This is a genomic window from Pseudomonas sp. TH21 (assembly GCF_016651025.1).
In the GTDB taxonomy this organism is placed as follows: Bacteria; Pseudomonadota; Gammaproteobacteria; order Pseudomonadales; family Pseudomonadaceae; genus Aquipseudomonas; species Aquipseudomonas aylmerensis.
The window spans coordinates 5,639,686-5,661,779 of sequence record NZ_JAEKEQ010000001.1 but is presented as its reverse complement, the minus strand read 5'-3'; the positions used below and the strand labels follow the sequence as shown (position 1 = coordinate 5,661,779).

Here is a 22,094-nt window from a genome sequence, read left to right as displayed (position 1 = left end):
GATTTCGGTTCCGAAGTACGCGGCTTCTTGGGAAAAGTACTACAGCTGCAGGATCAGGGTCTTCAACGGCGGCTGTTGGTCTTGCGAGGGAAAGTCCGCGCCAGGTGTCATGATCTGCCAGTCGCGTACCGGCCGCCCGGCTTTCTCGGCGCAGCGCAGCACCTGGTCGCGCCAGTCGTCCATGCTGACTTTTGCGAGGTTGTTGCAGCAGATCAGCACGCCGTTGTCGGCGGTGGCGAGCAGCGCCGGCTTGAGCAGGCTCTGGTAGTCGCGCAGCAGGTCGACAGTGCCGAATGCGCTCTTGGCCCAGGCCGGTGGGTCGAGCAATACCAGATCATATTGACGTGGCTCCAGGCGCGGGTAACTCGGCAGCTTCTGCCCACGACGTTGGGTAATCTGCAAGCCGGCCAACTGGCGAATCGCGGGGAAATAATCCGACTGCACAAACTCCATGGTCGGCAATTGCGGGTTGAGCAGGCCGTTCTCACGGCCGACCGCCAGATTGCCTTCGGCGAAGTCCAGGTTGCACACCTCGCGGGCGCCGCCGGCTGCGGCACTCAAACCGACGCCACAGGTGTAGGCAAACAGGTTCAGCACGCTTTTGCCCGCGCTGTGCGCCTTGACCCAGCCACGGGTGTTGCGCAGGTCGAGGAACAGCAACGGGTCCTGCCCGGCATGCCGCCCGCGCACGCGGTAATTGAGACCCCACTCGTGGCCGATCATGTCTTCCAGCGCAGCGGGTTCGGCGCGGTACACCGTGTCTTCGCGGTCGATTCGCGAGTTGCCACGGGAGCGGTCGTTGTACACCAGCAGCAGTTCCAGGCCCAAGTGCTGGTTGATCTGTTGATGCAACGCCAGCAGGTCGCTGGTTTCCAGGCTCTGGTGGAAGCTCTGCACCAGCAGTTGCGGGCCGTAGCGGTCGACGGTCAGGCCGCCGGCGCCTTCCTGGCTGCCATGGAACAACCGATAGCAATCGGTGCCTTGGGCATGCAGCTCGTTGATCAGGTCTTGGCGTTGATCGAGGGCGGCGCGCAGCGCCTGATTCAAGGAAGACATGGAGCGCGCCTTGCTGGGGAAATGAGGGCGCGGAGTTTAACAGTTATGCGCCACGGCCTACATCAACCCCATCCGCCGATGGGCGCGTTGCACCGAACCATTGCGCATCGCCCAACGCAGCAACGGCGCACTGCGCTTGACCCCGGCGCGGATCATCTGGCGCTGCAGCGGGCTCTGCTGTTGGTCGAGCATGGCGCTTGCCCAATCCGGCAGCAGATCAATGCCGGCCTGCATCATCAAGGCACCGAAAGGCTTGGCCAGGTGACTGGGCGCAGGCGCATTGAGCAGCAGGCGCAGCACTTCATGGCTGCGCTCGTCGCACAGCAGTTGAGGACGAATACGCGCCATGTAATCCGCCACTTCCTGCCGCGAGCGAGGCACATGCCGCGCGCCCAGTCGCTCGGCGACCAAGGCAATCTCGCTGTAGTAACGGTCCTGATCCCGGCCTGACAGGCGCGGGTTGCGATAGCGCAGGTGGGCCGCGAGGAAATTGCTCACCTCGGCCACGTGCACCCAGGTCAGCAGCTCCGGATCGCTGGCGGCATAAGGTCGCCCGTCCGGCGCATGGCCGACCACCTGCAGGTGAATGGTGCGGACTTTTTCGATCAGCCATTCGGCATCCTTGCGCGAGCCGAAGGTGGTCCCGGAGATGAACTGCGAAGTCCGTCGCAGCCGCCCGAGCATGTCCTGGCGGAAGTTCGAGTGGTCCCAGACGCCCGCCAGGGCCAGCGGGTGCAAGGCTTGCAGCATCAAGGCGCTGATACCGCCGATCAGCATGCTGCTGAAGTCGCCATGCACCTGCCAACTGACCGAGTCCGGCCCGAACAGGCCTGGGTCGCCCTTGGGGTTTTCCAGGTCCAGCTGGCCCAGTGACAAGCCCGTCAGGCTCATCAACTGGGTTTCGATACGGCTGCGCAGAAATTCCATGGTGTCCTATCGGTTCAGGCGTTTGTCGATCAGGCCGTCGACCACACTCGGATCGGCCAGGGTGGAAGTATCACCGAGGCTGTCGAGTTCGTTACAGGCGATCTTGCGCAGGATCCTGCGCATGATCTTGCCCGAGCGAGTCTTCGGCAAAGCGGGCGCCCATTGGATCAGTTCCGGCTTGGCAAAGCTGCCAATTTCCTTGCTGACCAGCTCCAGCAGGTGCTTTTTCAATGTGTCATCGGGCTCGACGCCATTCATCGGGGTGACGAAGGCATAAATGCCCTGGCCCTTGACGTCATGGGGGTAGCCGACGACGGCCGCTTCGGCCACCTGGTCATGCAGCACCAGGGCGCTCTCCACTTCGGCGGTGCCGATACGGTGGCCGGATACGTTGATCACATCGTCGATGCGCCCGGTGATCCAGTAGTCGCCGTCTTCGTCGCGCCGGGCGCCGTCACCGGTGAAGTAGTAGCCGGGGTAGGGTTTGAAGTAGGTGTCGATCATGCGCTGCGGATCGCCATACACACTGCGGATCTGCCCCGGCCAACTGGCCTTGATCGCCAGCACGCCGCTGCCGGCGCCGCTGATCACCTTGCCGTGCTCATCCAGCAGCACGGGCTGTACGCCAAACATCGGCTGGGTCGCACAACCCGGCTTGATCCGCCGGGCGCTGACCAGCGGGCTGAGCATGATGCCGCCGGTTTCGGTCTGCCACCAGGTATCGACAATCGGGCAGCGCTGTTCGCCGACCGCGTTGAAATACCAGTCCCACGCCTCCGGGTTGATCGGCTCCCCGACACTGCCCAGCAGGCGCAGGCTGGCGCGGGAGGTGCTCTGCAAAGGGCCATGGCCTTCACGCATCAAGGCGCGCAGGGCGGTGGGCGCCGTGTAGAAGATATTGACCTGGTGCTTGTCGATCACCTGCCAGAAGCGCGAGCTGTCCGGGTAGCTCGGTACGCCCTCGAACATCAGCGAGGTGGCGCCATTGGCCAGCGGGCCATACACGATATAGCTGTGGCCGGTGACCCAGCCGACATCGGCGGTGCACCAGAACACCTCGCCGTCGCGGTAATCGAGCACGTACTTGAAGGTCATCGCCGCCTGCAGCAGGTAGCCGCCGGTAGTGTGCAGCACGCCCTTGGGCTTGCCGGTGCTGCCGGAGGTGTAGAGGATGAACAGCGGGTCTTCGGCGTCCATGGGCTCGGGTTGGCAGTCGTCGCTTGCGGCTTCCAGGGATTGCCGATACTTCAGGTCGCGGCCTTCGCTCCAGTTCACAGCGGCGCCGGTGCGCTCGACCACCAGCACCGTACTGACGTCCGGGCAACTGGCCAGGGCCTTGTCGACATTCTGTTTCAATGCCACCGGCTTGCCGCCGCGCACGCCTTCATCGGCGGTGATCACGGTGCGGCAGTCGGCATCGAGGATGCGGTCGCGCAAGGCATCCGGCGAGAAACCCCCAAACACCACCGAGTGCACTGCACCAATGCGCGTGCAGGCGAGCATGGCGTAGGCCGCCTCCGGGATCATCGGCATGTAGATACACACCCGGTCACCTTTCTTCACGCCACGGCTTTTCAGCACGTTGGCGAGGCGACAGACGTTTTGGTGCAGTTGGCGGTAGGTGATTTTGGAAGCGTTTGTCGGATCATCGCCTTCCCAGATGAAGGCCGCCTGATCGGCGCGTTGCGCCAGGTGACGGTCGATACAGTTGTAGCTGACGTTCAGTGTGCCGCCGGCGAACCACTGGGCGGCGCCGGTGTGGATGTCCGACTGCTGGACGGTGTGCCACGGAGTTATCCAGTCGAGAAAGGCCATGGCCTGTTCAGCCCAGAAAGTATCCGGCTGGTCGATGGATTGGCGATAGAGGCGCTGATAGTCCTCTTGACTGAGTTGCGCAGCCCGGCGGACGGCATCGGCGGTGGGGAATTGGCTGAGGTCGAACATGAGCGGTCCTTATTCTTGTTTTAGCGACAAGAGGGGAGCCGTGCGACCCTCGTAGGCGCTGGCCTGCCGGCGATGGCGTCCTGAAGATCGCCATCGCTGGCAAGCCCGCTCCTAAACAGGGTGTGCTCCCGCAGGTTCAGACCGTAAGTGTAGTGCCGATCCCTTTAACCGCGGTGACGACCGCGGAAGTAGTTGATCAGGCCCTGGGTCGAAGCATCCTCGGCGGAGGTTTCTTCGGCGCCGGTCAGGCGGTTGTAGACGCCCTTGCCCAGCTCCTTGCCCAGCTCCACGCCCCATTGGTCGAAGGCGTTGATGCCCCAGATCACGCTCTGCACGAACACCTTGTGCTCATACATCGCCACCAGCGCGCCCAAGCGGCGCGGGCTGATCCGTTCGACCACAAGGGTGTTGCTCGGACGGTTGCCCGGGATCACCTTGTGCGGCGCCAGCTTCTGCACTTCGGCTTCCGGCAGGCCTTTGTCGCGCAGTTCGGCTTCGGCTTCGCTGCGGGTCTTGCCGAGCATCAGCGCCTGGCTTTGGGACAGGCAGTTGGCGTACAGCCACTGATGGTGATCGGACACCGGGTTGAAGCTGACAATCGGCACGATGAAGTCAGCCGGGATCAGTTGGGTCCCCTGGTGCAGCAACTGGTGGTACGCGTGCTGACCGTTGCAGCCGACGCCGCCCCAGATCACCGGGCCGGTATCGGTGGACACCGGCGTGCCATCCTGGCGCACGCTCTTGCCGTTGGATTCCATGTCCAGCTGTTGCAAATGCTTGGTGATGTTACGCAGGTAGTGGTCGTACGGCAGGATCGCATGGCTCTGCGCGCCCCAGAAGTTGCCGTACCACACGCCCAGCAGGCCCAGCAGCACCGGCATGTTCGACTCGAACGGGGCATTCTGGAAGTGCTGGTCCATGGTGTAGGCACCGGACAGCAGCTCCTTGAAGTTGGACATGCCGATGGCCAGGGCGATGGGCAGGCCGATGGCCGACCACAGCGAGTAACGACCGCCGACCCAGTCCCACATCGGGAAGATGTTTTCTTCGCGAATACCGAAGGCCACCGCTGCCGCGTTGTTGCTCGATACGGCGATGAAATGGCGATACAGCTCGGCTTCCGAGCCACCCTGGGCCAGGTACCAGGCGCGGGCGGCCTGGGCATTCTTCAGGGTTTCGAGGGTGTTGAAGGACTTCGACGAGACGATAAACAGCGTGGTCTCGGCGCGCAGCTTCATGGTCAGTTCGTGGAACTCACTGCCGTCGATATTCGCCAGGTAGTGGCAGCGCACGCCTTTATGGGCGTAGGACAACAGCGCTTCGGAGACCAGCTCCGGGCCGAGGAACGAGCCACCGATACCGATGTTCACCACGTCGGTGATCGGTTTCTCGGTGTAGCCACGCCACAGGCCGTCGTGGATGCGGCCGACCAGGTCAGTGATCTGGTTCAGCACCTTGTGCACGTCCGGCATGATGTTCACGCCGTTGACCGACAGCTTGTCGCCCACCGGGCGGCGCAGTGCGGTGTGCAGGGCCGGGCGGCCTTCGGAGGAGTTGACTGGCTCGCCGGCGTACAGGGCGTCGATCGCGCCTTTGAGATTCACTTCCTTGGCCAGGCCCACCAGCAGGTCGCGGGTTTCGCTGGTGATCAGGTTTTTCGAGTAATCGAGGAAAAGTCCGCAGCTGCTCAAGGTGAACTGGGAAAAACGCTGGGGATCGGCAGTGAACGCTTCGCGCATGCTGAAATCCTGCATGGCTTGGCGATGTTGATTGAGCGCTTGCCAGGCGGGCAGAGCGGTAACGTCATGAGGAGTGCGGTAGTACGCCATCGCTGCGGGTTTCCTTTTATTACGGGGACTGCCTTTAGGACACTTCAAAGCCCGGAACGTCCAGTCTTTCATCAAGGGCGGGTTCCGGACAGCGCTAACCATAGCGCAGGGCGATTACATTAAACCTAGCGTGCCGATATGTCTTGGCTTTGTCTGCGCTGTGGCCGGTACTTTTTTATACCGGCACAGCGAGGAGGGCAACTGGCGGGGGGATCAGAGGTTCAGGTGCAGGTTGTCGATGAGGCGGGTAGCGCCCAGATAGGCGGCGACCAGGATCACCACATCGCGGTCCTCGGGCGTGGCCGGGCGCAGGTTCACGCCCTGGCGCACTTCAAGGTAATCCAGGCGCAGCCCGGCGGCTTCAATCTGCCGAACCTGTTCGGCGCGCAGCGTGGCGAAATCGTGGTCACCGCCTTTGATGGCGGCGGCGATCTGGCCGAGGCTGCGGTACAGCACCGGGGCGATGGCGCGTTGCTCATCGCTGAGGTAACCGTTGCGCGATGAGAGCGCCAGGCCGTCGTCGGCACGCACGGTCGGTTCGCCGATGATCTGGATCGGCATGTTCAGGTCATGGACCATGGCGCGAATCACCGCCAGTTGCTGGTAGTCCTTCTGGCCGAACACGGCCATGTCCGGCTGGACCATGTTGAACAGCTTGCTGACCACCGTCGCCACGCCCTCGAAGTGCCCGGGACGACTGGCGCCGCACAGGCCTTCGGACAACTGCGGGACGCTGACGCGGGTCTGGCCGCTCATGCCGCCGGGGTACATTTCCTCGACGGTCGGCGCGAACAGCAGGTTGCAGCCGGCTTGCAGGAGCTTTTCCTGGTCCGCGGCCAAGGTCCGCGGGTATTTGTCCAAGTCTTCGCCAGCGCCGAACTGCAGTGGGTTGACGAAGATGCTCGCGACGACGAAGTCAGCCTGTTGCGCGGCTTTGGTCACCAGGGTGGCGTGGCCGCTGTGCAGGTTGCCCATGGTGGGCACGAAGCCGATGCGTTTGCCGGCTTTACGGGCATGGGCGACGGCAGCCCGCAGTTCGCGGACGGTTTTTACGGTGTTCATGCAGAGAATCCGTGTTCGGCGCCGGGGAAGGTCACGCCTTTGACTTCGGCGACATAGGCGCTCAGCGCGGCGTGGATGCTGTCCTGGCCGGTCATGAAGTTTTTCACGAACTTTGGCACGCGGCCGGTAAGCGACAGGCCGAGCATGTCATGCAGCACCAAGACCTGGCCATCGGTGGCCGAGCCTGCGCCAATACCGATCACCGGCACTTTAACGGCCTGGGTGATTTCTGCTGCCAATTCGCTGGGCACGCATTCGAGCAGGATCATCGCCGCGCCGGCTTGTTCCAGCGCGATGGCATCGGCACGCATCTGGCGCGCCTGGGCTTCATTGCGGCCCTGGACCTTGTAGCCGCCGAGGATATTCACCGACTGTGGCGTGAGCCCCATGTGCACGCACACTGGCACACCACGTTCAGCCAGCAGACGAATCGACTCGGCGAGCCACACGGCGCCTTCCACCTTGATCATATGTGCACCGGCGCGCATCAGTTTGCCAGCGTTGTGGAACGTCTGCTCGACAGTGGCGTAATCCATGAACGGCAGGTCAGCGATGATAAATGCGCCGTCGTTGCCGCGCTTGACGCTGGCGGTGTGATAGGCGAGTTCATCGGTGGTGACGGGCAGCGTGCTGTCATTCCCTTGAAGAACCATGCCCAGGGAGTCACCTACCAGCAACACTTCAACCCCGGCCTGGCAACTGGCTTGGGCGAAGGTGGCGTCATAGCAGGTGAGCATGGTGATTTTTTCACCTTTGAGCTTGAGGCTCTGCAAGGTGGTCAGGGTAATGTCTGGCATGAAAAGGGTCCTCGTTCAGGCGCTTGGAAACAGCGAGTAACGCGCGTGAGTCTTCGTTTATACAGGCGCACTGTCTTGAGAGCAGTGCTTATAAGGCCTGGATTGCGCCCTTCAGCGCCGGGTTGGCGGCAGCGGGACGCCTATAGTCGTGAGGAGGACACGGGAAGTCAATTGGATGTGTTACCGCATTGTTACGATGGCGGTGTTACCGCTGTTACTGACGCGATTCAGCAAGTGGGAAAGGGATTTTGAGGGCGTAGGTGAACAAAATGTGGGAGCTGGCTTGCCTGCGATGCAGGCGCCTCGGTCTTTCAGTGAAACCGAGGTGATGCTATCGCAGGCAAGCCAGCTCCCACATTGATTGAGTCAGTTTTGGGGCAAGCGTTCCAGGCCGACAAACGGGCAGGCGGTCAGCAAGTCGTTGAGCGTTTGACCGTTGGGCATTTGCAGCGATGCGGGCGCTAGCTCGGCCAGCGGGTACAGCACAAACGCGCGCAGGTGCATCTGGTAATGGGGCACCTTGAGGCGCGGCTCGTCGATCAGGCGATCGCCAAACAGCAGGATGTCCAGGTCCAGTGTGCGCGGACCCCAACGCTCGAGGCGCTCGCGGCCCTGATCGTTTTCGATGGCTTGCAGCGCATCCAGCAGCTCAAGGGGCGCCAGGCTGCTGTCCAGGGCCGCCACCGCGTTGGTGTAGCGCGGTTGGCCCGGGAGCAGGGAATCGCTTTGGTAAAACGCCGACACACCGGCGACGGTGGTCCCCGGTAGTTGGGCGAGCGCTTCGATGGCGCTGCGCAATTGCTGATCCGGGGCGGCCAGGTTGCTGCCCATGCCGATGTAGATACGTTCCACGTTTATTCGCCTGCGGCGCCCGAGGCATCGGCGGCGCTGCGCTTGCGCTTGGTACCGCTGCGACGACGTTTCTTCGGCCCTTCGCCGGCGCTCTCGCCCTTGCTGCCAAGGTCGCGAATCATGTCGCGGCGCTGGCTTTCATTGGCGTCCTGGTAGTCGGTCCACCATTCACCCAGGCCATCGGTCTGCTCGCCGGCGCTTTCGCGCAACAGCAGGAAATCGTAGCCGGCACGGAAGCGCGGGTTGTCCAACAGCAGGTCGGCGCGCTTGCCGCTGCGGCGTGGCAGGCGCTCCTGCATGTCCCAGATCTCGCGGATCGGCAGGGTGAAGCGTTTCGGAATGGCGATACGCTGGCACTGCTCGGCGATCAGCTCATGAGCCGCTTCCTGCATGGCCGGAATCGGCGGCATGCCACGCTCTTGCAGGCGCAGTACGCGTTTGGGCAGGGCCGGCCACAACAGCGCGGCAAACAGGAACGCCGGGGTCACCGGTTTGTTCTGCTTGATGCGCAAGTCGGTATTGATCAGCGCTTCGCTGATCAGCGTGTGGGTGTACGTCGGGTTGTATTCCAACGCCTCGGCACTGGCCGGGAACAGCGGATCGAACAGCTGCAGGTCGACGAGCATTTCGAAGGTGTCGGCAGCGTAGCCCGAGAGGAACAGTTTGAGCACTTCCTCGAACAGGCGCGCCGAAGGAATCTCGCGCAGCATCGGTGCCAGGTCGCGGATCGGCGCGGCCGTGTGCTTTTCGATGCCGAAGTTGAGCTTGGCGGCGAAACGCACGGCCCGCAGCATGCGCACCGGGTCTTCCTGGTAGCGCTGCACCGGGTCGCCGATCAGGCGGATCAGGTTGTTGCGGATGTCGTGCACGCCATTGGCGTAATCGAGAATGCGCTCGCTGACCGGGTCGTAATACAGGGCGTTGATGGTGAAGTCGCGGCGCTGCGCATCTTCTTCCAGGGTGCCGTAGACGTTGTCGCGCAGGATGCGCCCGCTTTCGTTGCGGGAAGACTGGTTGGTGTCTTCCTCTTCATCGTTTTGCGGGTGGCCGGCGCGGAAGGTCGCCACTTCGATGATTTCGCGGCCAAAGTGGATATGCACCAGCTTGAAGCGGCGGCCGATGATGCGCGCATTGCGAAACTCGGCACGGACCTGTTCAGGCGTGGCGCTGGTGGCGACGTCGAAATCCTTGGGTGTGATATTGATCAACATGTCGCGTACGCAACCGCCGACCAGATAAGCCTGGTAGCCGGCGTTCTGCAAACGTTCGACGATGTTCACTGCATAACGGCTGAACTGAGCGCGCTGCAGCGAATGCTGGCTGCTATTGAGCACTTCAGGCGTGCTGCGTTTGTGTTGCGTACGACGCAAGGGAGAACGGAATGACTGGAACAACTTCTTCAGCATGGGATGCACTGTTTGAAGGAATGTTCGGCCATAACGAAGAATGACCGCATGATGGGCGGGGATTCTAGCATTTAGTCAGGGGATGGTGTAGGAACAAGCTGCAGGCCTTGCGCCATAAGCCTTAAATCGTCAAATGCTCGAGTTTTCATACGGAAACTACAAGGGGAGCCGAAGCTCCCCCAGAAGTAGTTGCGTGCTCTATTTTTATTATTGATTTCGGGCTTCTTGTTTTTGTTGATCGCCCTCGCCATGAAGCTTCACCTTCATGACACTCCCAATCGGGAGTCAAGAGCAAACGGATTGCTTTGGTCGCTGTGTTGCTGATCTACGATCCAACCAGTTCAGGCTCTGCCTTAGGGCAGTTTTTGTTGTTCTCGGCCTGGTTGCGGGGCAAGCCCCAAATGCAACGCCTCTCCAAAAGAATCAGTTAGCTGCGCCTCCGCCGTGTTGTTTTTATTGTGCGTGAGTCGATTCGTCTTATTTTTATTGTCTTGTACAAAGCTTGTTATTGTTTTTGTACTAAGCATATAGCAGGGTGCGTGCCAACTTTTGTGCCGCCCAGCAAAAGCGGGGGTTTGAGGCGGTTTTGGGTTTTCGACGGGCGAAAAAAAGCCGGGGCTTCGTTACCGTAAGCCCCGGCTTTTGTTACGTGAAAAATCAGCGGTAACAGTTTTTTCACATCTGAGGGTGTTACCTGTGGGGGCGCACCCTCAACTCTCGCTGGCCACCCCGGTCTTGCGCCGTGGGATGCCCAGGCGCTGGCGCCGTTCCCACAGGCACTTGCGGCTCACGCCCAACTTGCGTGCCAGTTCGGTCTCGGTCATGTGGTCCTGGTGCTCAAGGACGAAATGCTGGAAGTAGTCTTCCAGTGACAAATCTTCCGTCGGCTCGTGGCTGGTATTGCTACCGCCGCCCTGTTGTGGGGCCAGGCCGATGAAGTCGTCATCCTCAAGGTCACTGAGCTCGATATCGATGCCCAGCAGCTCGGCGGAAATCTCCGGGCTCTCCGACAGGATCACCGCACGTTCGACCGCATTCTCCAGTTCACGCACGTTACCCGGCCACGAGTAATGCCGAATGGCCTGCTCGGCATCCGGGGCGAACTTGAGGTCGGTACGGTTGATGCGGGCGCTCTGGCGCAGCAGGAACGCGTTGGCGATCTCGTTGACGTCGGCGCCACGCTCGCGCAGGGCCGGCAGCTTGAGGGCGATCACGTGCAAGCGGTAATACAAGTCTTCACGGAACTGGCCGATCTTGGCCAGGCTCTTCAGGTCACGGTGCGTGGCTGCGATCAGGCGCACATCCACCTTTTGCGATTGCACCGAACCGACGCGGCGAATCTCGCCTTCCTGCAGCACGCGCAGCAAACGCGCCTGGGCTTCCAGGGGCAGCTCACCGATTTCATCAAGGAACAATGTGCCGCCGTCCGCCGCTTCGACCAAACCTGCACGGCCGGCACTGGCGCCGGTGAACGCGCCTTTCTCGTGGCCGAACAGCTCGGACTCGATCAGCGATTCGGGGATCGCCGCGCAGTTCACCGAGATCATCGGTGCCTTGGCGCGCTTGGACAGGTTATGCAGGGCTCGGGCTACCAGTTCTTTACCGGTACCCGACTCGCCCTGGATCAGTACATTGGAATCAGTCGGCGCGACCTTGCGGATCTTGCTGTACAGGTCCTGCATCGGTGGGCAGGAGCCGATGATGCCGATCTCGCCGTTACTGTTGTCGACCCCCGGCTTGTCGGCGCCGTTGGCCGCTTTACCGGCGGGGCGCTGTTCGGCAGGTGCGCTGCTGGCCGACTGGCGGTCACGCAGGATGCGGGCCACGGCCTGGAGCATTTCATCGTGGTCGAAAGGCTTGGCGATGTAGTCCACCGCGCCCATCTTCATGGAGTCCACCGCCGAGCGCAGGCTGGCGTAGCTGGTCATGATCAGCACCGGGGTGCCCTGGCCAAGCTTGATCAACTCGGTGCCAGGTGCGCCCGGCAGGCGCAGGTCACTGACAATCAGGTCGAACGTGGGAATGCTGAACCGCTCCTGGGCTTCCTGCACCGAGCCGGCTTCGCTGACCTGGTACTGATTACGTTCAAGCAGGCGACGCAAGGCAGAGCGGATAATGGTTTCGTCTTCGACGATCAAAATGTGCGGCATTGATTCAATTCTCTCGACGGTCTCAGTTCACAGCGGACGTCGCTTCGACATGACGCGGCAAGGTCACCCGAATACGGGTGCCGCGTTGGCTTTCGGTGTCAGCCGGGCTGTCGATGGTGATTTGTCCATAATGCTCTTCAACGATGGAATAGACCAGTGCAAGGCCCAGACCGGTACCTTCACCCGGATCCTTGGTGGTGAAGAAAGGTTCGAACAATCGGTCCATGATGTTCTGTGGAATGCCGCTGCCTTCATCCTCCACGATCAGGTCGACCGTGTGCTCGAAAGCCTCGCTCTTGACGCGTACCGCGCTGTGCGGCGGCGACGCATCACGGGCGTTGGACAGCAGGTTGATCAGCACTTGGGCCAGGCGTTGTGAGTCGCCGTCGACCCAGTGGTCGGGGTCGCACAAGTTGAAGAACTGTACTTCGAAATTACGCCGGTTCAAGGCCAGCAGCCCAATGGCATCCTGCGCCACCTCGGCCAGGCACACGGCCTCGTCCTGATTCTGATGGGCGCCGGCATGGGCAAAGCTCATCAGCGACTGCACGATGCGCGAGACCCGCTTGGTCTGTTCGAGGATTTGCCCGCTGATCTCGGTGATTTCGCCGTCTTCCTCGCGCTCTTCGCGCAGGTTCTGCGCCAGGCAGGCGATACCAGTGATCGGATTGCCGATTTCATGGGCCACGCCTGCGGCCAGGCGACCGATGCTGGCCAGGCGCTCGGAGTGCACCAGCTTGTCTTCGAGCATCTGCGTGTCGGTCAGGTCTTCGACCAGCAGCACCAGGCCGCTGTTGCCGGGGGCCAGCGGCTCGTCGATGGCGGCTTTGTGCAGGTTGAGCCAGCGGGTCTGGCCGTCAAGGGCCAGGTGCTGCTTGTGCAAATGCTCGTCGGGCAGGTTGATAAAGCCTTGCAGCAGTTCTTTCCAGGGCTCGCCCAAGGTGTTGAGGCGCGAGCCGACCACCCGTTGTGCGGCGATGCCGGTGAGCTCTTCCATGGCCTTGTTCCACATCAGGATCTCTTGATCCTTGGCCAGCGAGCACACGCCCATCGGCAGTTCCTGCAGCGTCTGGCGGTGGTAGCGACGCAGGGCATCGAGTTCGGCGGCCAGCCCGGTGAGGCGTGAGTGGTAATCCTCCAGCCGGCTCTCGATGAAATGGATGTCTTCGGTGACGTAGTTTTCGCCGCCGGCCTTGTAGGGCAAAAAGGTTTCGACGATGTCCTGGGACACGCTGGGGCCCATCAGGCCGGACAGGTTGGCTTCAATACGGTCACGCAGGCGGCGCAAGGCATACGGGCGCCGCTCGTCAAACGGCAGGTAAAGGTCGCGCAGCGCCTGCTCGACCTCCTTTTGCGCGGCCTTGGCGCCCAGCGGCTTGGCCAGTTGCGTGGCGAACTCCTGGGGCGAGGCGGCGTGCAGTTCGCGGCGCTGCGGGCGGCGCACGTTGTCTACTGCGCAGGCTTCGGCGGCGCTGGTTTCTTCGGGGCTGGCGTTGGTGAACAGCGAAATCAGGGTGAACATCAGCACGTTGGCCGCCAGCGAGGCAATCGCCGCCATGTGCCAGCTGGTGTCGTCCAGCACGTAGATCATGTTCAGCAGCGGGATGTAGAAGCCCTGCAGATTGCCGACCAGCGGCAGCAGCATGGTCACGAGCCACACCAGGATCCCGGCCAGCAGCCCGGCGATGAAGCCACGTCGATTGGCCGTCGGCCAGTACAGCACCGACAGCACTCCCGGCAGGAACTGCAAGGTCGCGACAAACGCGACGATGCCCAGGTTGGCGAGGTCTTGTCCGGCGCCGAGCAACAGGTAGAACCCGTAGCCGGCCATAATGATGGCGACAATCAGCGCGCGGCGCGTCCACTTCAGCCAGCGGTAGATATTGCCTTCGGCCGGTGGCTGGTACAGCGGCAGCACCAGGTGATTGAGCGCCATGCCCGACAGCGCCAGCGTGGTGACAATGATCAGCCCGCTGGCTGCCGACAAGCCGCCGACATACGCCAGCAGCGCCAGGGCCGGGCTGTTGGCGGCGATGCCGATGCCGAGGGTGAAGTATTCCGGATTGGTCGTTGCCCCGAGTTTGAGGCCGGCCCACAGGATCAGCGGCACCGCCAGGCTCATCAGCAGCAGGAACAGCGGCAAGCCCCAACTGGCGCTGACCAGCGAGCGCGGGTTGAGGTTCTCGGTGAAAGTCATGTGATACATGTGCGGCATCACGATGGCCGACGCGAAGAACACCAGCAGCAGCGTGCGCCATGGACCTTCCTGCAGCGGCGTGTGCAGGGCGGCGAGGGCCGTCTGGTTTTGCAGCAGCCACAGTTCCAGCTGTTGCGGGCCATCGAACACGCCGTAGAGCGCATAAAGGCCGACACCGCCGATGGCGATCAGCTTGATCACCGACTCGAACGCAATCGCAAACACCAGGCCTTCATGCTTCTCGCGGGTGGCGATATGGCGTGAGCCGAAGAAAATCGTGAACAGCGTGATCAGCGCGCAGAAGGCCAGGGCGACGCGGTGCTGCACGGGCTCGCGGGTGAGGATGCTGATGGAGTCGGCCACTGCTTGAATCTGCAGGGCCAGCAAGGGCAGTACGCCGATCAGCATGAAAACGGTGGTCAGCGCGCCGGCCCAGGTGCTGCGAAAACGGAAGGCGAACAGGTCGGCCAAAGACGACAGTTGGTAGGTGCGGGTGATCTTCAGGATCGGGTAGAGCAGCACCGGCGCGAGCAAAAATGCGCCGGACACGCCGAGGTAGCTGGACAGGAAGCCGTAGCCATACTGATAGGCCAGGCCCACCGTGCCATAGAACGCCCAGGCGCTGGCGTAGACGCCCAGGGACAAGGTGTAGGTCAGCGGATGGCGAATGATCGCCCGCGGAATCATTCCGCGCTCACTGATCCAGGCGACCCCGAACAGCGCCGCCAGGTAGGTGGCGCTGATCAGCAGCATCTGGGTGAGGCTAAAGCTCATCGGCATCTTTTTGGCTCTGCAGGATAAAGGTCACGACGATCAGGATCAGCCACAGCAGATATGGGCGGTACCAGGCGCCCGTGGCGTCGATCCACCAATCCATGATGGCGGGGGAAAACAGGTAGATCCCGACGACCAGCAGCAGGACCAATCGATAGATGTACATGTTGGCCTCTGATTGAAAAACTGCGGCGATGGTAACGGATGGTGGGCAAGCTGCAAGCGCCTTCAGCTCAATTGCGCTTCGGCCAACGTGAGTGTGCGCGGGATGCGGCTGGCATCCCACTGCGCAATGCCCCAATCCAGTAGCTCCCGTGGGCTGGCGTGGAGCAACTCGCTGCCGGGTTGCTGGCCGAGGGCGCGCAGGGCTCTCAATAGCAAAGGCGTGGCCTGGTCAGGTGTCAACGGCGGGGAGCGATAGGATTTGCCCAATTTGTTACCGTCCGGCTGGACGATCAACGGTACGTGAAGATAGCGCGGTTGGCGCAGGCCCAGCAGCTCCTGCAGATACAACTGGCGCGGTGTAGAGTCGAGCAGGTCAGCGCCGCGCACGATATCGGTCACCCCTTGCCAGGCATCGTCGAGGACCACGGCCAATTGGTAGGCGTACAGGCCGTCGCGGCGGCGGATGATGAAATCGCCTACATCGCGGCCCAAGTGCTGTCGGAATTCACCCTGAACGCGGTCAGTAAAGTGGTATTCCAGCTCAGGAACGCGCAGGCGAATGGCGGCATCTTGCTGGTCATGCCCGGCATTGCGGCACAGCCCCGGATAAATCCCGTTGTAGCCCTCCAGCTGTTTGCGCGAGCAGGTGCACGCGTAGGCCAGGCCGTGGTTGAACATATCGTTCAGCACTTTGGCGTAGGCATCATGCCGCTCGCTTTGTCGGACCAATTCACCGTCCCACTCAAAGCCGTAGCTTTCCAGGGCGTGCAGGATCGCCGTTTGGGCGCCGGGCTCTTCACGTGGCGGGTCGAGGTCTTCCATGCGCATCAGCCAGCGGCCGTGGTTGGCGCGGGCGTCGAGGTAGGAGGCGAGGGCGGCGACCAGCGAGCCGAAGTGCAAATGGCCGCTGGGCGTGGGGGCGAAACGCCCGATATAAGTAGAGGCTGTCATGGGCCGGATACTACTGGAAAAGCAGTAAATTCCAGAAACAAAAATGGGGCGTTCGCACGCCCCATTTCTTTCAGCTCGGCGGGATTACTTGCCGACCTGTTTTTCCTTGATTTCAGCCAAGGTCTTGCAGTCTACGCAGAGGTCCGCGGTAGGGCGGGCTTCCAGGCGACGAATGCCGATCTCGACGCCGCAGGATTCGCACCAGCCGTATTCTTCGTCTTCGATCAGTTGCAACGTCTTGTCGATTTTCTTGATCAGCTTGCGCTCGCGATCACGGGCGCGCAGTTCGAGGGCGAACTCCTCTTCCTGGCTGGCACGGTCGGCCGGGTCCGGGAAGTTGGCGGCTTCGTCCTTCATATGGTCAACCGTGCGGTCGACTTCCTGCATCAAGTCCTGCTTCCACTTCTTCAGGATATTGGAGAAGTGCTTGCGCATGGGCTCGCTCATGTACTCCTCACCCTTCGCCTCAACATAGGGTGTGAAGCCGCTGAGGCCTGAGGATTGTTGTTGCTTTGCTTGGGTGGACATGAATAGACCGCCTCTCACTCTTCTAATCCATTGCGCAGGATTGCAACGTCACCGACACCTGCCGGCCCTGCGGCTGCAAGCGGGCGAACTTACCAGATAGATTCAGGGTGCGCCACTCCCGGTTGTCGAGGGCCATCACGCCAGGGTTGCTGACAGCAGCAGCCCGCTATGGCTGGGTATGGATCGCCCTGCGTGTTGATTTTAGTCGTTTTACAAGCGCTTGCTGGCCCATCTTGAGCGGCCGAGCAGGCAATAGAACATGTTTTACGCCAGGGGTTCGGTAGAATCCTTATTTTGTCCTCACCGTTAAGGAAGGCTAATGGCTCAGCCCTACAGTGCGCGCAGTCGCGCCATCGAACCTTTTCATGTCATGGCGTTGCTGGCACGAGCCAATGAGCTGCAGGCGGCCGGCCATGATGTGATTCACCTGGAAATCGGCGAACCGGATTTCACCACCGCCGATCCGATCATCCAGGCCGGCCAGGCAGCATTGGCCAACGGCAAAACCCGCTATACGGCGGCCCGTGGCTTGCCGGAGCTGCGCGAGGCCATCAGTGGCTTCTACCAGCAGCGCTACCGCCTGGACATCGACCCCGAGCGCATCTTGATTACCCCGGGCGGTTCCGGCGCCTTGCTGCTGGCCAGCAGTCTGTTGGTGGACCCCGGCAAACATTGGCTGCTGGCTGACCCGGGTTACCCGTGCAACCGGCATTTCCTGCGACTGGTGGAAGGGGCCGCGCAGTTGGTGCCGGTGGGCCCCGATGTCCGTTATCAACTGACCGCCGACCTGGTTGCCAGGCATTGGGACCAGGACAGTGTGGGGGCTCTGGTGGCCTCGCCGGCCAACCCCACCGGCACAATCCTCACGCGGGATGAATTGGCAGGGCTGTCCAGTGCCATCAAGGCCCGTAACGGCCATTTGGTCGTGGACGAGATTTATCACGGCCTCACCTACGGCACCGACGCCGCCAGCGTGCTGGAGGTCGATGATGAAGCGTTTGTCCTGAATAGTTTTTCGAAGTATTTCGGCATGACCGGCTGGCGCCTGGGGTGGCTGGTGGCACCACCGGCAGCCGTCGGTGAGTTGGAGAAGTTGGCGCAGAACCTGTACATCAGCGCGCCCAGCATGGCCCAGCATGCGGCACTGGCCTGCTTTACCCCGCAAACCTTGAGCATTCTGGAAGAGCGCCGCGCCGAATTCGGCCGTCGACGTGACTTCCTGCTGCCAGCGCTGCGCGAACTGGGCTTCGGCATCGCCGTCGAGCCGGAAGGGGCGTTCTACCTGTACGCCGACATCAGCGCCTTCGGCGGTGATGCCTTCGCGTTCTGCCGACACTTCCTCGAAACCGAGCATGTCGCGTTTACGCCCGGCCTGGACTTCGGCCGTTATCAAGCCGGTCACCATGTGCGCTTTGCCTACACGCAAAACCTTGATCGGCTACAAGAAGCGGTGGAGCGGATCGCCCGTGGCCTGCGGAGTTGGCAAGGCTGATGCGTTTTTATCCTCCCCTCGAAGAAGCGCGCCTGATTCGCCGATACAAGCGTTTTCTCACCGATATCGAGACCGTTACCGGCGAATTGCTGACCATTCACTGCCCCAATACCGGTTCGATGCTCAATTGCATGGTCGAGGGCGGGCAGGTCTGGTTCAGCCGTTCCAATGACCCCAAGCGCAAATTGCCGGGCACCTGGGAAATCGCCGAAACGCCCCAGGGCCGCCTGGCCTGTGTCAACACCGCGCGCGCCAATCAGTTGGTCGAAGAGGCGTTGCTGGCCGGGGTGATTGTCGAGCTCAATGGCCTTACTGCATTGAAGCGCGAAGTGCCTTACGGCCAGGAGAAAAGCCGCATCGACTTTCGCCTGGATTACCCGGATGGCGCGGCCTATGTCGAGGTCAAGAGTGTGACCCTGGGTTTCGATGACACTCCCGTTGCCGCCTTCCCCGATGCAGTCACCCAGCGCGGCGCCAAGCATTTGCGCGAATTGGCGCACCTGGCGCGTGACGGCGTGCGCGCGGTGCAGCTGTATTGCGTCAATCTCTCCGGCATTCACGCAGTGCGCCCGGCGGTGGAGATCGATGCCGCCTATGCCGCGGCCTTGCGTGAGGCAAAGGCGGCGGGCGTCGAGGTGCTGGCGTATGGCGTGAAGGTTACGCCTGAGGAAATCTTCGTTGACCGTCGACTGGAGGTGCTGCTCGACTAGAGTTGCACCCACAGCCCCTGTTCGTCTTCGCGGCCGGGCAGGGCGGTAAGGCTTGCGCCTGCGCAGGGTCCGGCGATGCACTCGCCGCTTTCGATCAGGAACAGCGCACCGTGGGTCGCGCACTGGATCATGCTGGCACTGGCGTCGAGGAAGCGGTCGGGCTGCCATTCCAGCGGAATTCCGCGATGGGGGCAGCGGTTGATATAGAAGTAGGCAACGCCGTCGCGGCGCACTGCCAGCAGCTTGCAGCCGTCCAGATCAAACCCCAGGCTGGAGTTGGGGGCGAGGGCGTCGGAGGGGCAGAGAAACTTCATTTCAATCCTTAAGTGCCTTGACGTGCAAATGCAAACAATTATCAAATGCCGGCTTCGCCCGTCAGCTGACTGGGTGCTTGGTTCGATGTTCGGCAGGGGTTACCTGTCACATCACTGAGTGCTCGAAAGGCCCTGCCCTTGGAAGGAAACCCTGTTATGCGCCTGAGTGCCAGCGCTATTGCGCTTGTTGTCGGACTGCTGGTCAACCACGGGGCGCAAGCCTCTGAACTGCCTCAACGCTGGGTGAGTGCCGGTGGGGCGCTGTCGGAGTGGGTGACGGCCCTAGGCGGTGAGTCGAAGCTGGTGGGGGTGGACACCACCAGCCAGCATCCGGAATCGCTCAAGGCGTTGCCGAGCATTGGCTATCAGCGCCAGTTGTCGGCTGAAGGGATTCTCAGCCTGCGTCCACAGGTGCTGGTAGGGACCGACGAAATGGGGCCGCCGCCGGTGCTGGCGCAAATCCGCAGCGCGGGCGTGCAGGTGGAGATGTTCTCGGCGGAACCGGACCTCCCGGCCCTCAAAGGCAATCTCCAGCACCTCGGCAAGTTGCTGGGCAACCCGGCCAAGGCCGATGAGTTGTTTACTGGATATGAACAAGCCCTCGATCAACAGAAACGCTGGGTTGCCAAGGCCCAGGCCACGCAAAAGGCGCCGGGTGTGTTGGTGCTGATCGGCCACGCCGGCGGTAAATCGCTGATTGCGGGCAAGGACACTGCCGCCGACTGGGTGTTGCAGCAGGCGGGCGGGCACAACCTGGCGACTCATAATGGTTACAAGCCGTTTTCGCTGGAGTCGCTGGCGGGGTTGAGCCCTGATGTGTTGGTGTTCGCTGATCGTGCCCTGACCGGCGACGCGGCACGCGCGGCGTTGTTCAAGGAGAATCCGATCCTTGCCTCGACGCCGGCGGCCAAGAATGGGCGAGTGTTTGAGCTGGACCCGACCTTGCTGGTCGGCGGCCTGGGGCCGCGTCTGCCGCAAAGCCTGGTAGAGCTGTCCGCCGGGTTCTATCCCGCCCAGGCTAAAGCCGCCCCATGACCACTCTGGTTAAACCGCGAACGTTATTTATCGGGCTGACGATACTGTGCGCCCTTGCGACTTGGCTATCCCTGGCGCTGGGGCCTGTGAGCCTGCCCTTGCTGGATACGCTCAAGGCGGCGCTGCGACTGATCGGGGTGCCGATCCAGGCGCAAGGGTTGGAGCAGGCTGAGCTGATCCTGGGGCAGATTCGTCTGCCGCGAACCTTGCTGGGGCTGGCTGTCGGCGGTGTATTGGCATTGTCGGGCGTGGCCATGCAGGGACTGTTTCGCAACCCGCTGGCGGATCCGGGATTGGTGGGCGTTTCCAGTGGTGCGGCGCTGGGCGCAGCAGTGGCGATTGTCGGGGGTTCGTTTTTCGGCGGCTTGCCGGATGCCTTCGGGCCTTACCTGTTGTCGTTGTGTGCATTCCTCGGTGGCCTGGGGGTGACCGCGCTGGTCTATCGACTGGGTCGGCGTAACGGCCAGACCAATGTCGCCACGATGCTGCTCGCCGGTATCGCGCTGACGGCCCTCGCGACCTCGGTGGTCGGCTTGTTCACTTACCTGGCCGAGGACGCGACCCTGCGCACCCTTACGTTCTGGAACCTGGGCAGCCTCAATGGCGCCAGTTATTCGCGGCTGTGGCCTCTGTTGCTGGTGAGCGCCGGCGTAGCACTGTGGTTGCCGCGCCGAGCGAAGGCGCTGAATGCCTTGCTGCTGGGCGAGTCGGAAGCGAGCCACCTCGGAATCAATGTCGAACGGCTCAAGCGCGAGTTGGTGTTCTGCACCGCGTTAGGAGTAGGCGCAGCGGTGGCCGCGGCGGGCATGATCGGCTTCGTGGGGTTGGTGGTGCCGCACCTGGTGCGCCTGTTGGCGGGGCCGGATCATCGCGTGCTGTTGCCGGCTTCGGTGTTGGCGGGCGCCAGCCTGCTGCTGTTTGCCGACCTGGTCGCGCGCCTTGCCTTGGCGCCGGCTGAATTGCCGATCGGTATTGTTACTGCATTTATCGGCGCGCCGTTTTTTCTGTACCTGTTGTTGCGGGGGCGTGCCTGATGCTGCGTGTGGAAGACCTGCATATCCGTCGCGGCAGCAAGACGGTGTTGGCGGATATCACTCTCGAACTGTTGCCGGGCCAGGTGCTCGGCGTACTCGGCCCCAACGGTGCGGGCAAGAGTACGTTGCTCGGCGCATTGTGCGGTGAGCTGCATCCCGACCAGGGCAAGGTGTGGCTGGACCAGCAGGCACTCAAAGACTGGACCGGCGCACAGCGCGCGCAGCGCTTGGCGGTATTGCCGCAAAGCTCGACCCTGGACTTTGCTTTTCGCGTGGAGGAAGTCGTCGGCATGGGTCGCTTGCCGCATCAGACGGGCCGCACGCGCGATGACGAGATTATCGACGCGGCGCTACAGGCTGCGGATGTCGGCCACTTGAGCGGTCGCAGTTACCTGGCGTTGTCCGGTGGCGAGCGTCAGCGCGTCCACCTGGCGCGGGTGCTGGCGCAGCTATGGCCGGGCGAGACGGGGCAGACGTTGCTGCTGGATGAGCCCACTTCAATGCTGGACCCGTTACATCAACACACCACGTTGCAGGCGATTCGCACCTTTGCTGATCGCGGCGCGGCGGTGCTGGTGATTCTGCATGACCTGAATCTGGCGGCACGTTATTGCGACCGGATTTTGCTGCTGGAGCAGGGCCGACCGCATGCGCTGGACACGCCGGAACAGGTGATGCGTCCGGAGCCGCTGAAAGCCGTGTTCGGCCTGGATGTGTTGGTGCAGCCCCATCCTGAGCGGGGGCATCCCCTGATCATCGCTCGCTGAACGGTATGGCAGGCAGCTTTCTGCAGGCAAAAAAAGACCCGGCAAGAGCCGGGTCAAATAACCGTGATTAGCCTGATGAGGAGATAATCTGAGAGTCCGAACCA

The 22,094-nt window shown here is 62.1% G+C and carries 19 protein-coding genes; 5 read left to right on the top strand and 14 right to left on the bottom strand.

The window, feature by feature from the left end:
* Positions 1 to 39 precede the first annotated feature (39 nt).
* From JFU04_RS25080 to dksA, 13 genes are all read right to left on the bottom strand, one after another.
* Positions 40 to 1,056, bottom strand: coding sequence for a class I SAM-dependent rRNA methyltransferase (locus JFU04_RS25080; protein WP_201145889.1), 1,017 nt, complete (start codon positions 1,054 to 1,056; stop codon positions 40 to 42).
* Positions 1,057 to 1,113: 57 nt separating this feature from the next.
* Positions 1,114 to 1,983, bottom strand: a complete 870-nt coding sequence (locus JFU04_RS25075) for an oxygenase MpaB family protein (RefSeq protein WP_201145888.1) — start codon at positions 1,981 to 1,983, stop codon at positions 1,114 to 1,116.
* 6 nt (positions 1,984 to 1,989) lie between these two features.
* Positions 1,990 to 3,927 (bottom strand): acetate--CoA ligase, encoded by a 1,938-nt coding sequence (gene acs, locus JFU04_RS25070; RefSeq protein WP_201145887.1) that lies wholly within the window; start codon positions 3,925 to 3,927, stop codon positions 1,990 to 1,992.
* Between the two features lie 164 nt (positions 3,928 to 4,091).
* Positions 4,092 to 5,756, bottom strand: coding sequence for a glucose-6-phosphate isomerase (gene pgi, locus JFU04_RS25065; RefSeq protein WP_065910282.1), 1,665 nt, complete (start codon positions 5,754 to 5,756; stop codon positions 4,092 to 4,094).
* Positions 5,757 to 5,969: 213 nt separating this feature from the next.
* Positions 5,970 to 6,818, bottom strand: a complete 849-nt coding sequence (panC, locus tag JFU04_RS25060; protein ID WP_065910284.1) for a pantoate--beta-alanine ligase — start codon at positions 6,816 to 6,818, stop codon at positions 5,970 to 5,972.
* Positions 6,815 to 7,615 (bottom strand): 3-methyl-2-oxobutanoate hydroxymethyltransferase, encoded by an 801-nt coding sequence (gene panB, locus JFU04_RS25055; protein WP_201145886.1) that lies wholly within the window; start codon positions 7,613 to 7,615, stop codon positions 6,815 to 6,817. Before panB ends, panC begins: the two co-directional genes overlap by 4 nt.
* A 366-nt stretch (positions 7,616 to 7,981) precedes the next feature.
* A complete protein-coding gene (gene folK / locus JFU04_RS25050; protein ID WP_065910288.1) occupies positions 7,982 to 8,467 on the bottom strand; it encodes a 2-amino-4-hydroxy-6-hydroxymethyldihydropteridine diphosphokinase in 486 nt (161 codons plus the stop codon).
* A gap of 2 nt (positions 8,468 to 8,469) precedes the next feature.
* Positions 8,470 to 9,873, bottom strand: coding sequence for a polynucleotide adenylyltransferase PcnB (locus JFU04_RS25045; RefSeq protein ID WP_201145885.1), 1,404 nt, complete (start codon positions 9,871 to 9,873; stop codon positions 8,470 to 8,472).
* A gap of 710 nt (positions 9,874 to 10,583) precedes the next feature.
* Positions 10,584 to 12,023 (bottom strand): sigma-54-dependent transcriptional regulator, encoded by a 1,440-nt coding sequence (locus JFU04_RS25040; protein ID WP_065910292.1) that lies wholly within the window; start codon positions 12,021 to 12,023, stop codon positions 10,584 to 10,586.
* Positions 12,024 to 12,045: 22 nt separating this feature from the next.
* Positions 12,046 to 15,000, bottom strand: a complete 2,955-nt coding sequence (locus tag JFU04_RS25035; protein ID WP_201145884.1) for a sensor histidine kinase — start codon at positions 14,998 to 15,000, stop codon at positions 12,046 to 12,048.
* Complete coding sequence (locus JFU04_RS25030) at positions 14,984 to 15,160, bottom strand: hypothetical protein (RefSeq protein ID WP_003176118.1); 177 nt, start codon at positions 15,158 to 15,160, stop codon at positions 14,984 to 14,986. The genes JFU04_RS25035 and JFU04_RS25030 overlap by 17 nt, the downstream gene beginning before the upstream one ends.
* A 62-nt stretch (positions 15,161 to 15,222) precedes the next feature.
* Complete coding sequence (gene gluQRS / locus JFU04_RS25025) at positions 15,223 to 16,110, bottom strand: tRNA glutamyl-Q(34) synthetase GluQRS (protein WP_106802612.1); 888 nt, start codon at positions 16,108 to 16,110, stop codon at positions 15,223 to 15,225.
* A gap of 84 nt (positions 16,111 to 16,194) precedes the next feature.
* Complete coding sequence (gene dksA / locus JFU04_RS25020; protein ID WP_065910298.1) at positions 16,195 to 16,638, bottom strand: RNA polymerase-binding protein DksA; 444 nt, start codon at positions 16,636 to 16,638, stop codon at positions 16,195 to 16,197.
* A 319-nt stretch (positions 16,639 to 16,957) separates the two neighbouring features.
* Between dksA and JFU04_RS25015 the strand changes: the two genes are divergently transcribed.
* Both JFU04_RS25015 and sfsA read left to right on the top strand, forming a co-directional pair.
* The gene (locus JFU04_RS25015; protein WP_065910300.1) at positions 16,958 to 18,130 is read left to right on the top strand and encodes a pyridoxal phosphate-dependent aminotransferase; all 1,173 of its coding nucleotides are present in this window, start codon (positions 16,958 to 16,960) and stop codon (positions 18,128 to 18,130) included.
* Positions 18,130 to 18,840 carry a DNA/RNA nuclease SfsA gene (gene sfsA / locus JFU04_RS25010; protein WP_201145883.1) on the top strand — a complete coding sequence of 237 codons (711 nt, stop codon included), beginning with the start codon at positions 18,130 to 18,132 and terminating at the stop codon, positions 18,838 to 18,840. Before JFU04_RS25015 ends, sfsA begins: the two co-directional genes overlap by 1 nt.
* Here sfsA and JFU04_RS25005 read toward each other — a convergent pair.
* Positions 18,837 to 19,154, bottom strand: a complete 318-nt coding sequence (locus JFU04_RS25005; RefSeq protein ID WP_201145882.1) for a Rieske (2Fe-2S) protein — start codon at positions 19,152 to 19,154, stop codon at positions 18,837 to 18,839. The genes sfsA and JFU04_RS25005 overlap by 4 nt on opposite strands.
* A gap of 156 nt (positions 19,155 to 19,310) precedes the next feature.
* On the opposite strand from JFU04_RS25005, the gene JFU04_RS25000 reads away from it, so the two are divergent.
* The 3 genes from JFU04_RS25000 to JFU04_RS24990 are packed head-to-tail and all read left to right on the top strand — an operon-like array spanning position 19,311 to position 21,990.
* The gene (locus tag JFU04_RS25000; protein WP_106802616.1) at positions 19,311 to 20,189 is read left to right on the top strand and encodes a heme/hemin ABC transporter substrate-binding protein; all 879 of its coding nucleotides are present in this window, start codon (positions 19,311 to 19,313) and stop codon (positions 20,187 to 20,189) included.
* Entirely contained in the window at positions 20,186 to 21,223 is a 1,038-nt protein-coding gene (locus tag JFU04_RS24995) for a FecCD family ABC transporter permease (RefSeq protein WP_242485927.1), read from the top strand. The genes JFU04_RS25000 and JFU04_RS24995 overlap by 4 nt, the downstream gene beginning before the upstream one ends.
* The gene (locus tag JFU04_RS24990) at positions 21,223 to 21,990 is read left to right on the top strand and encodes a heme ABC transporter ATP-binding protein (RefSeq protein WP_201145881.1); all 768 of its coding nucleotides are present in this window, start codon (positions 21,223 to 21,225) and stop codon (positions 21,988 to 21,990) included. Before JFU04_RS24995 ends, JFU04_RS24990 begins: the two co-directional genes overlap by 1 nt.
* Positions 21,991 to 22,094: the final 104 nt, after the last annotated feature.

Bases quoted from the DNA above. Each gene is read 5' to 3' on its own strand.
- panB (WP_201145886.1), bottom strand. From the start codon at position 7,615: ATGCCAGACATTACCCTGACCACCTTGCAGAGCCTCAAGCTCAAAGGT.
- JFU04_RS25005 (WP_201145882.1), bottom strand. From the start codon at position 19,154: ATGAAGTTTCTCTGCCCCTCCGACGCCCTCGCCCCCAACTCCAGCCTG.
- JFU04_RS25030 (WP_003176118.1), bottom strand. From the start codon at position 15,160: ATGTACATCTATCGATTGGTCCTGCTGCTGGTCGTCGGGATCTACCTG.
- dksA (WP_065910298.1), bottom strand. From the start codon at position 16,638: ATGTCCACCCAAGCAAAGCAACAACAATCCTCAGGCCTCAGCGGCTTC.
- JFU04_RS25045 (WP_201145885.1), bottom strand. From the start codon at position 9,873: ATGCTGAAGAAGTTGTTCCAGTCATTCCGTTCTCCCTTGCGTCGTACG.
- JFU04_RS25075 (WP_201145888.1), bottom strand. From the start codon at position 1,983: ATGGAATTTCTGCGCAGCCGTATCGAAACCCAGTTGATGAGCCTGACG.
- panC (WP_065910284.1), bottom strand. From the start codon at position 6,818: ATGAACACCGTAAAAACCGTCCGCGAACTGCGGGCTGCCGTCGCCCAT.
- JFU04_RS24990 (WP_201145881.1), top strand. From the start codon at position 21,223: ATGCTGCGTGTGGAAGACCTGCATATCCGTCGCGGCAGCAAGACGGTG.
- sfsA (WP_201145883.1), top strand. From the start codon at position 18,130: ATGCGTTTTTATCCTCCCCTCGAAGAAGCGCGCCTGATTCGCCGATAC.
- JFU04_RS25080 (WP_201145889.1), bottom strand. From the start codon at position 1,056: ATGTCTTCCTTGAATCAGGCGCTGCGCGCCGCCCTCGATCAACGCCAA.
- pgi (WP_065910282.1), bottom strand. From the start codon at position 5,756: ATGGCGTACTACCGCACTCCTCATGACGTTACCGCTCTGCCCGCCTGG.
- JFU04_RS25000 (WP_106802616.1), top strand. From the start codon at position 19,311: ATGCGCCTGAGTGCCAGCGCTATTGCGCTTGTTGTCGGACTGCTGGTC.
- JFU04_RS25040 (WP_065910292.1), bottom strand. From the start codon at position 12,023: ATGCCGCACATTTTGATCGTCGAAGACGAAACCATTATCCGCTCTGCC.
- acs (WP_201145887.1), bottom strand. From the start codon at position 3,927: ATGTTCGACCTCAGCCAATTCCCCACCGCCGATGCCGTCCGCCGGGCT.
- JFU04_RS25015 (WP_065910300.1), top strand. From the start codon at position 16,958: ATGGCTCAGCCCTACAGTGCGCGCAGTCGCGCCATCGAACCTTTTCAT.
- gluQRS (WP_106802612.1), bottom strand. From the start codon at position 16,110: ATGACAGCCTCTACTTATATCGGGCGTTTCGCCCCCACGCCCAGCGGC.
- JFU04_RS24995 (WP_242485927.1), top strand. From the start codon at position 20,186: ATGACCACTCTGGTTAAACCGCGAACGTTATTTATCGGGCTGACGATA.
- JFU04_RS25035 (WP_201145884.1), bottom strand. From the start codon at position 15,000: ATGCCGATGAGCTTTAGCCTCACCCAGATGCTGCTGATCAGCGCCACC.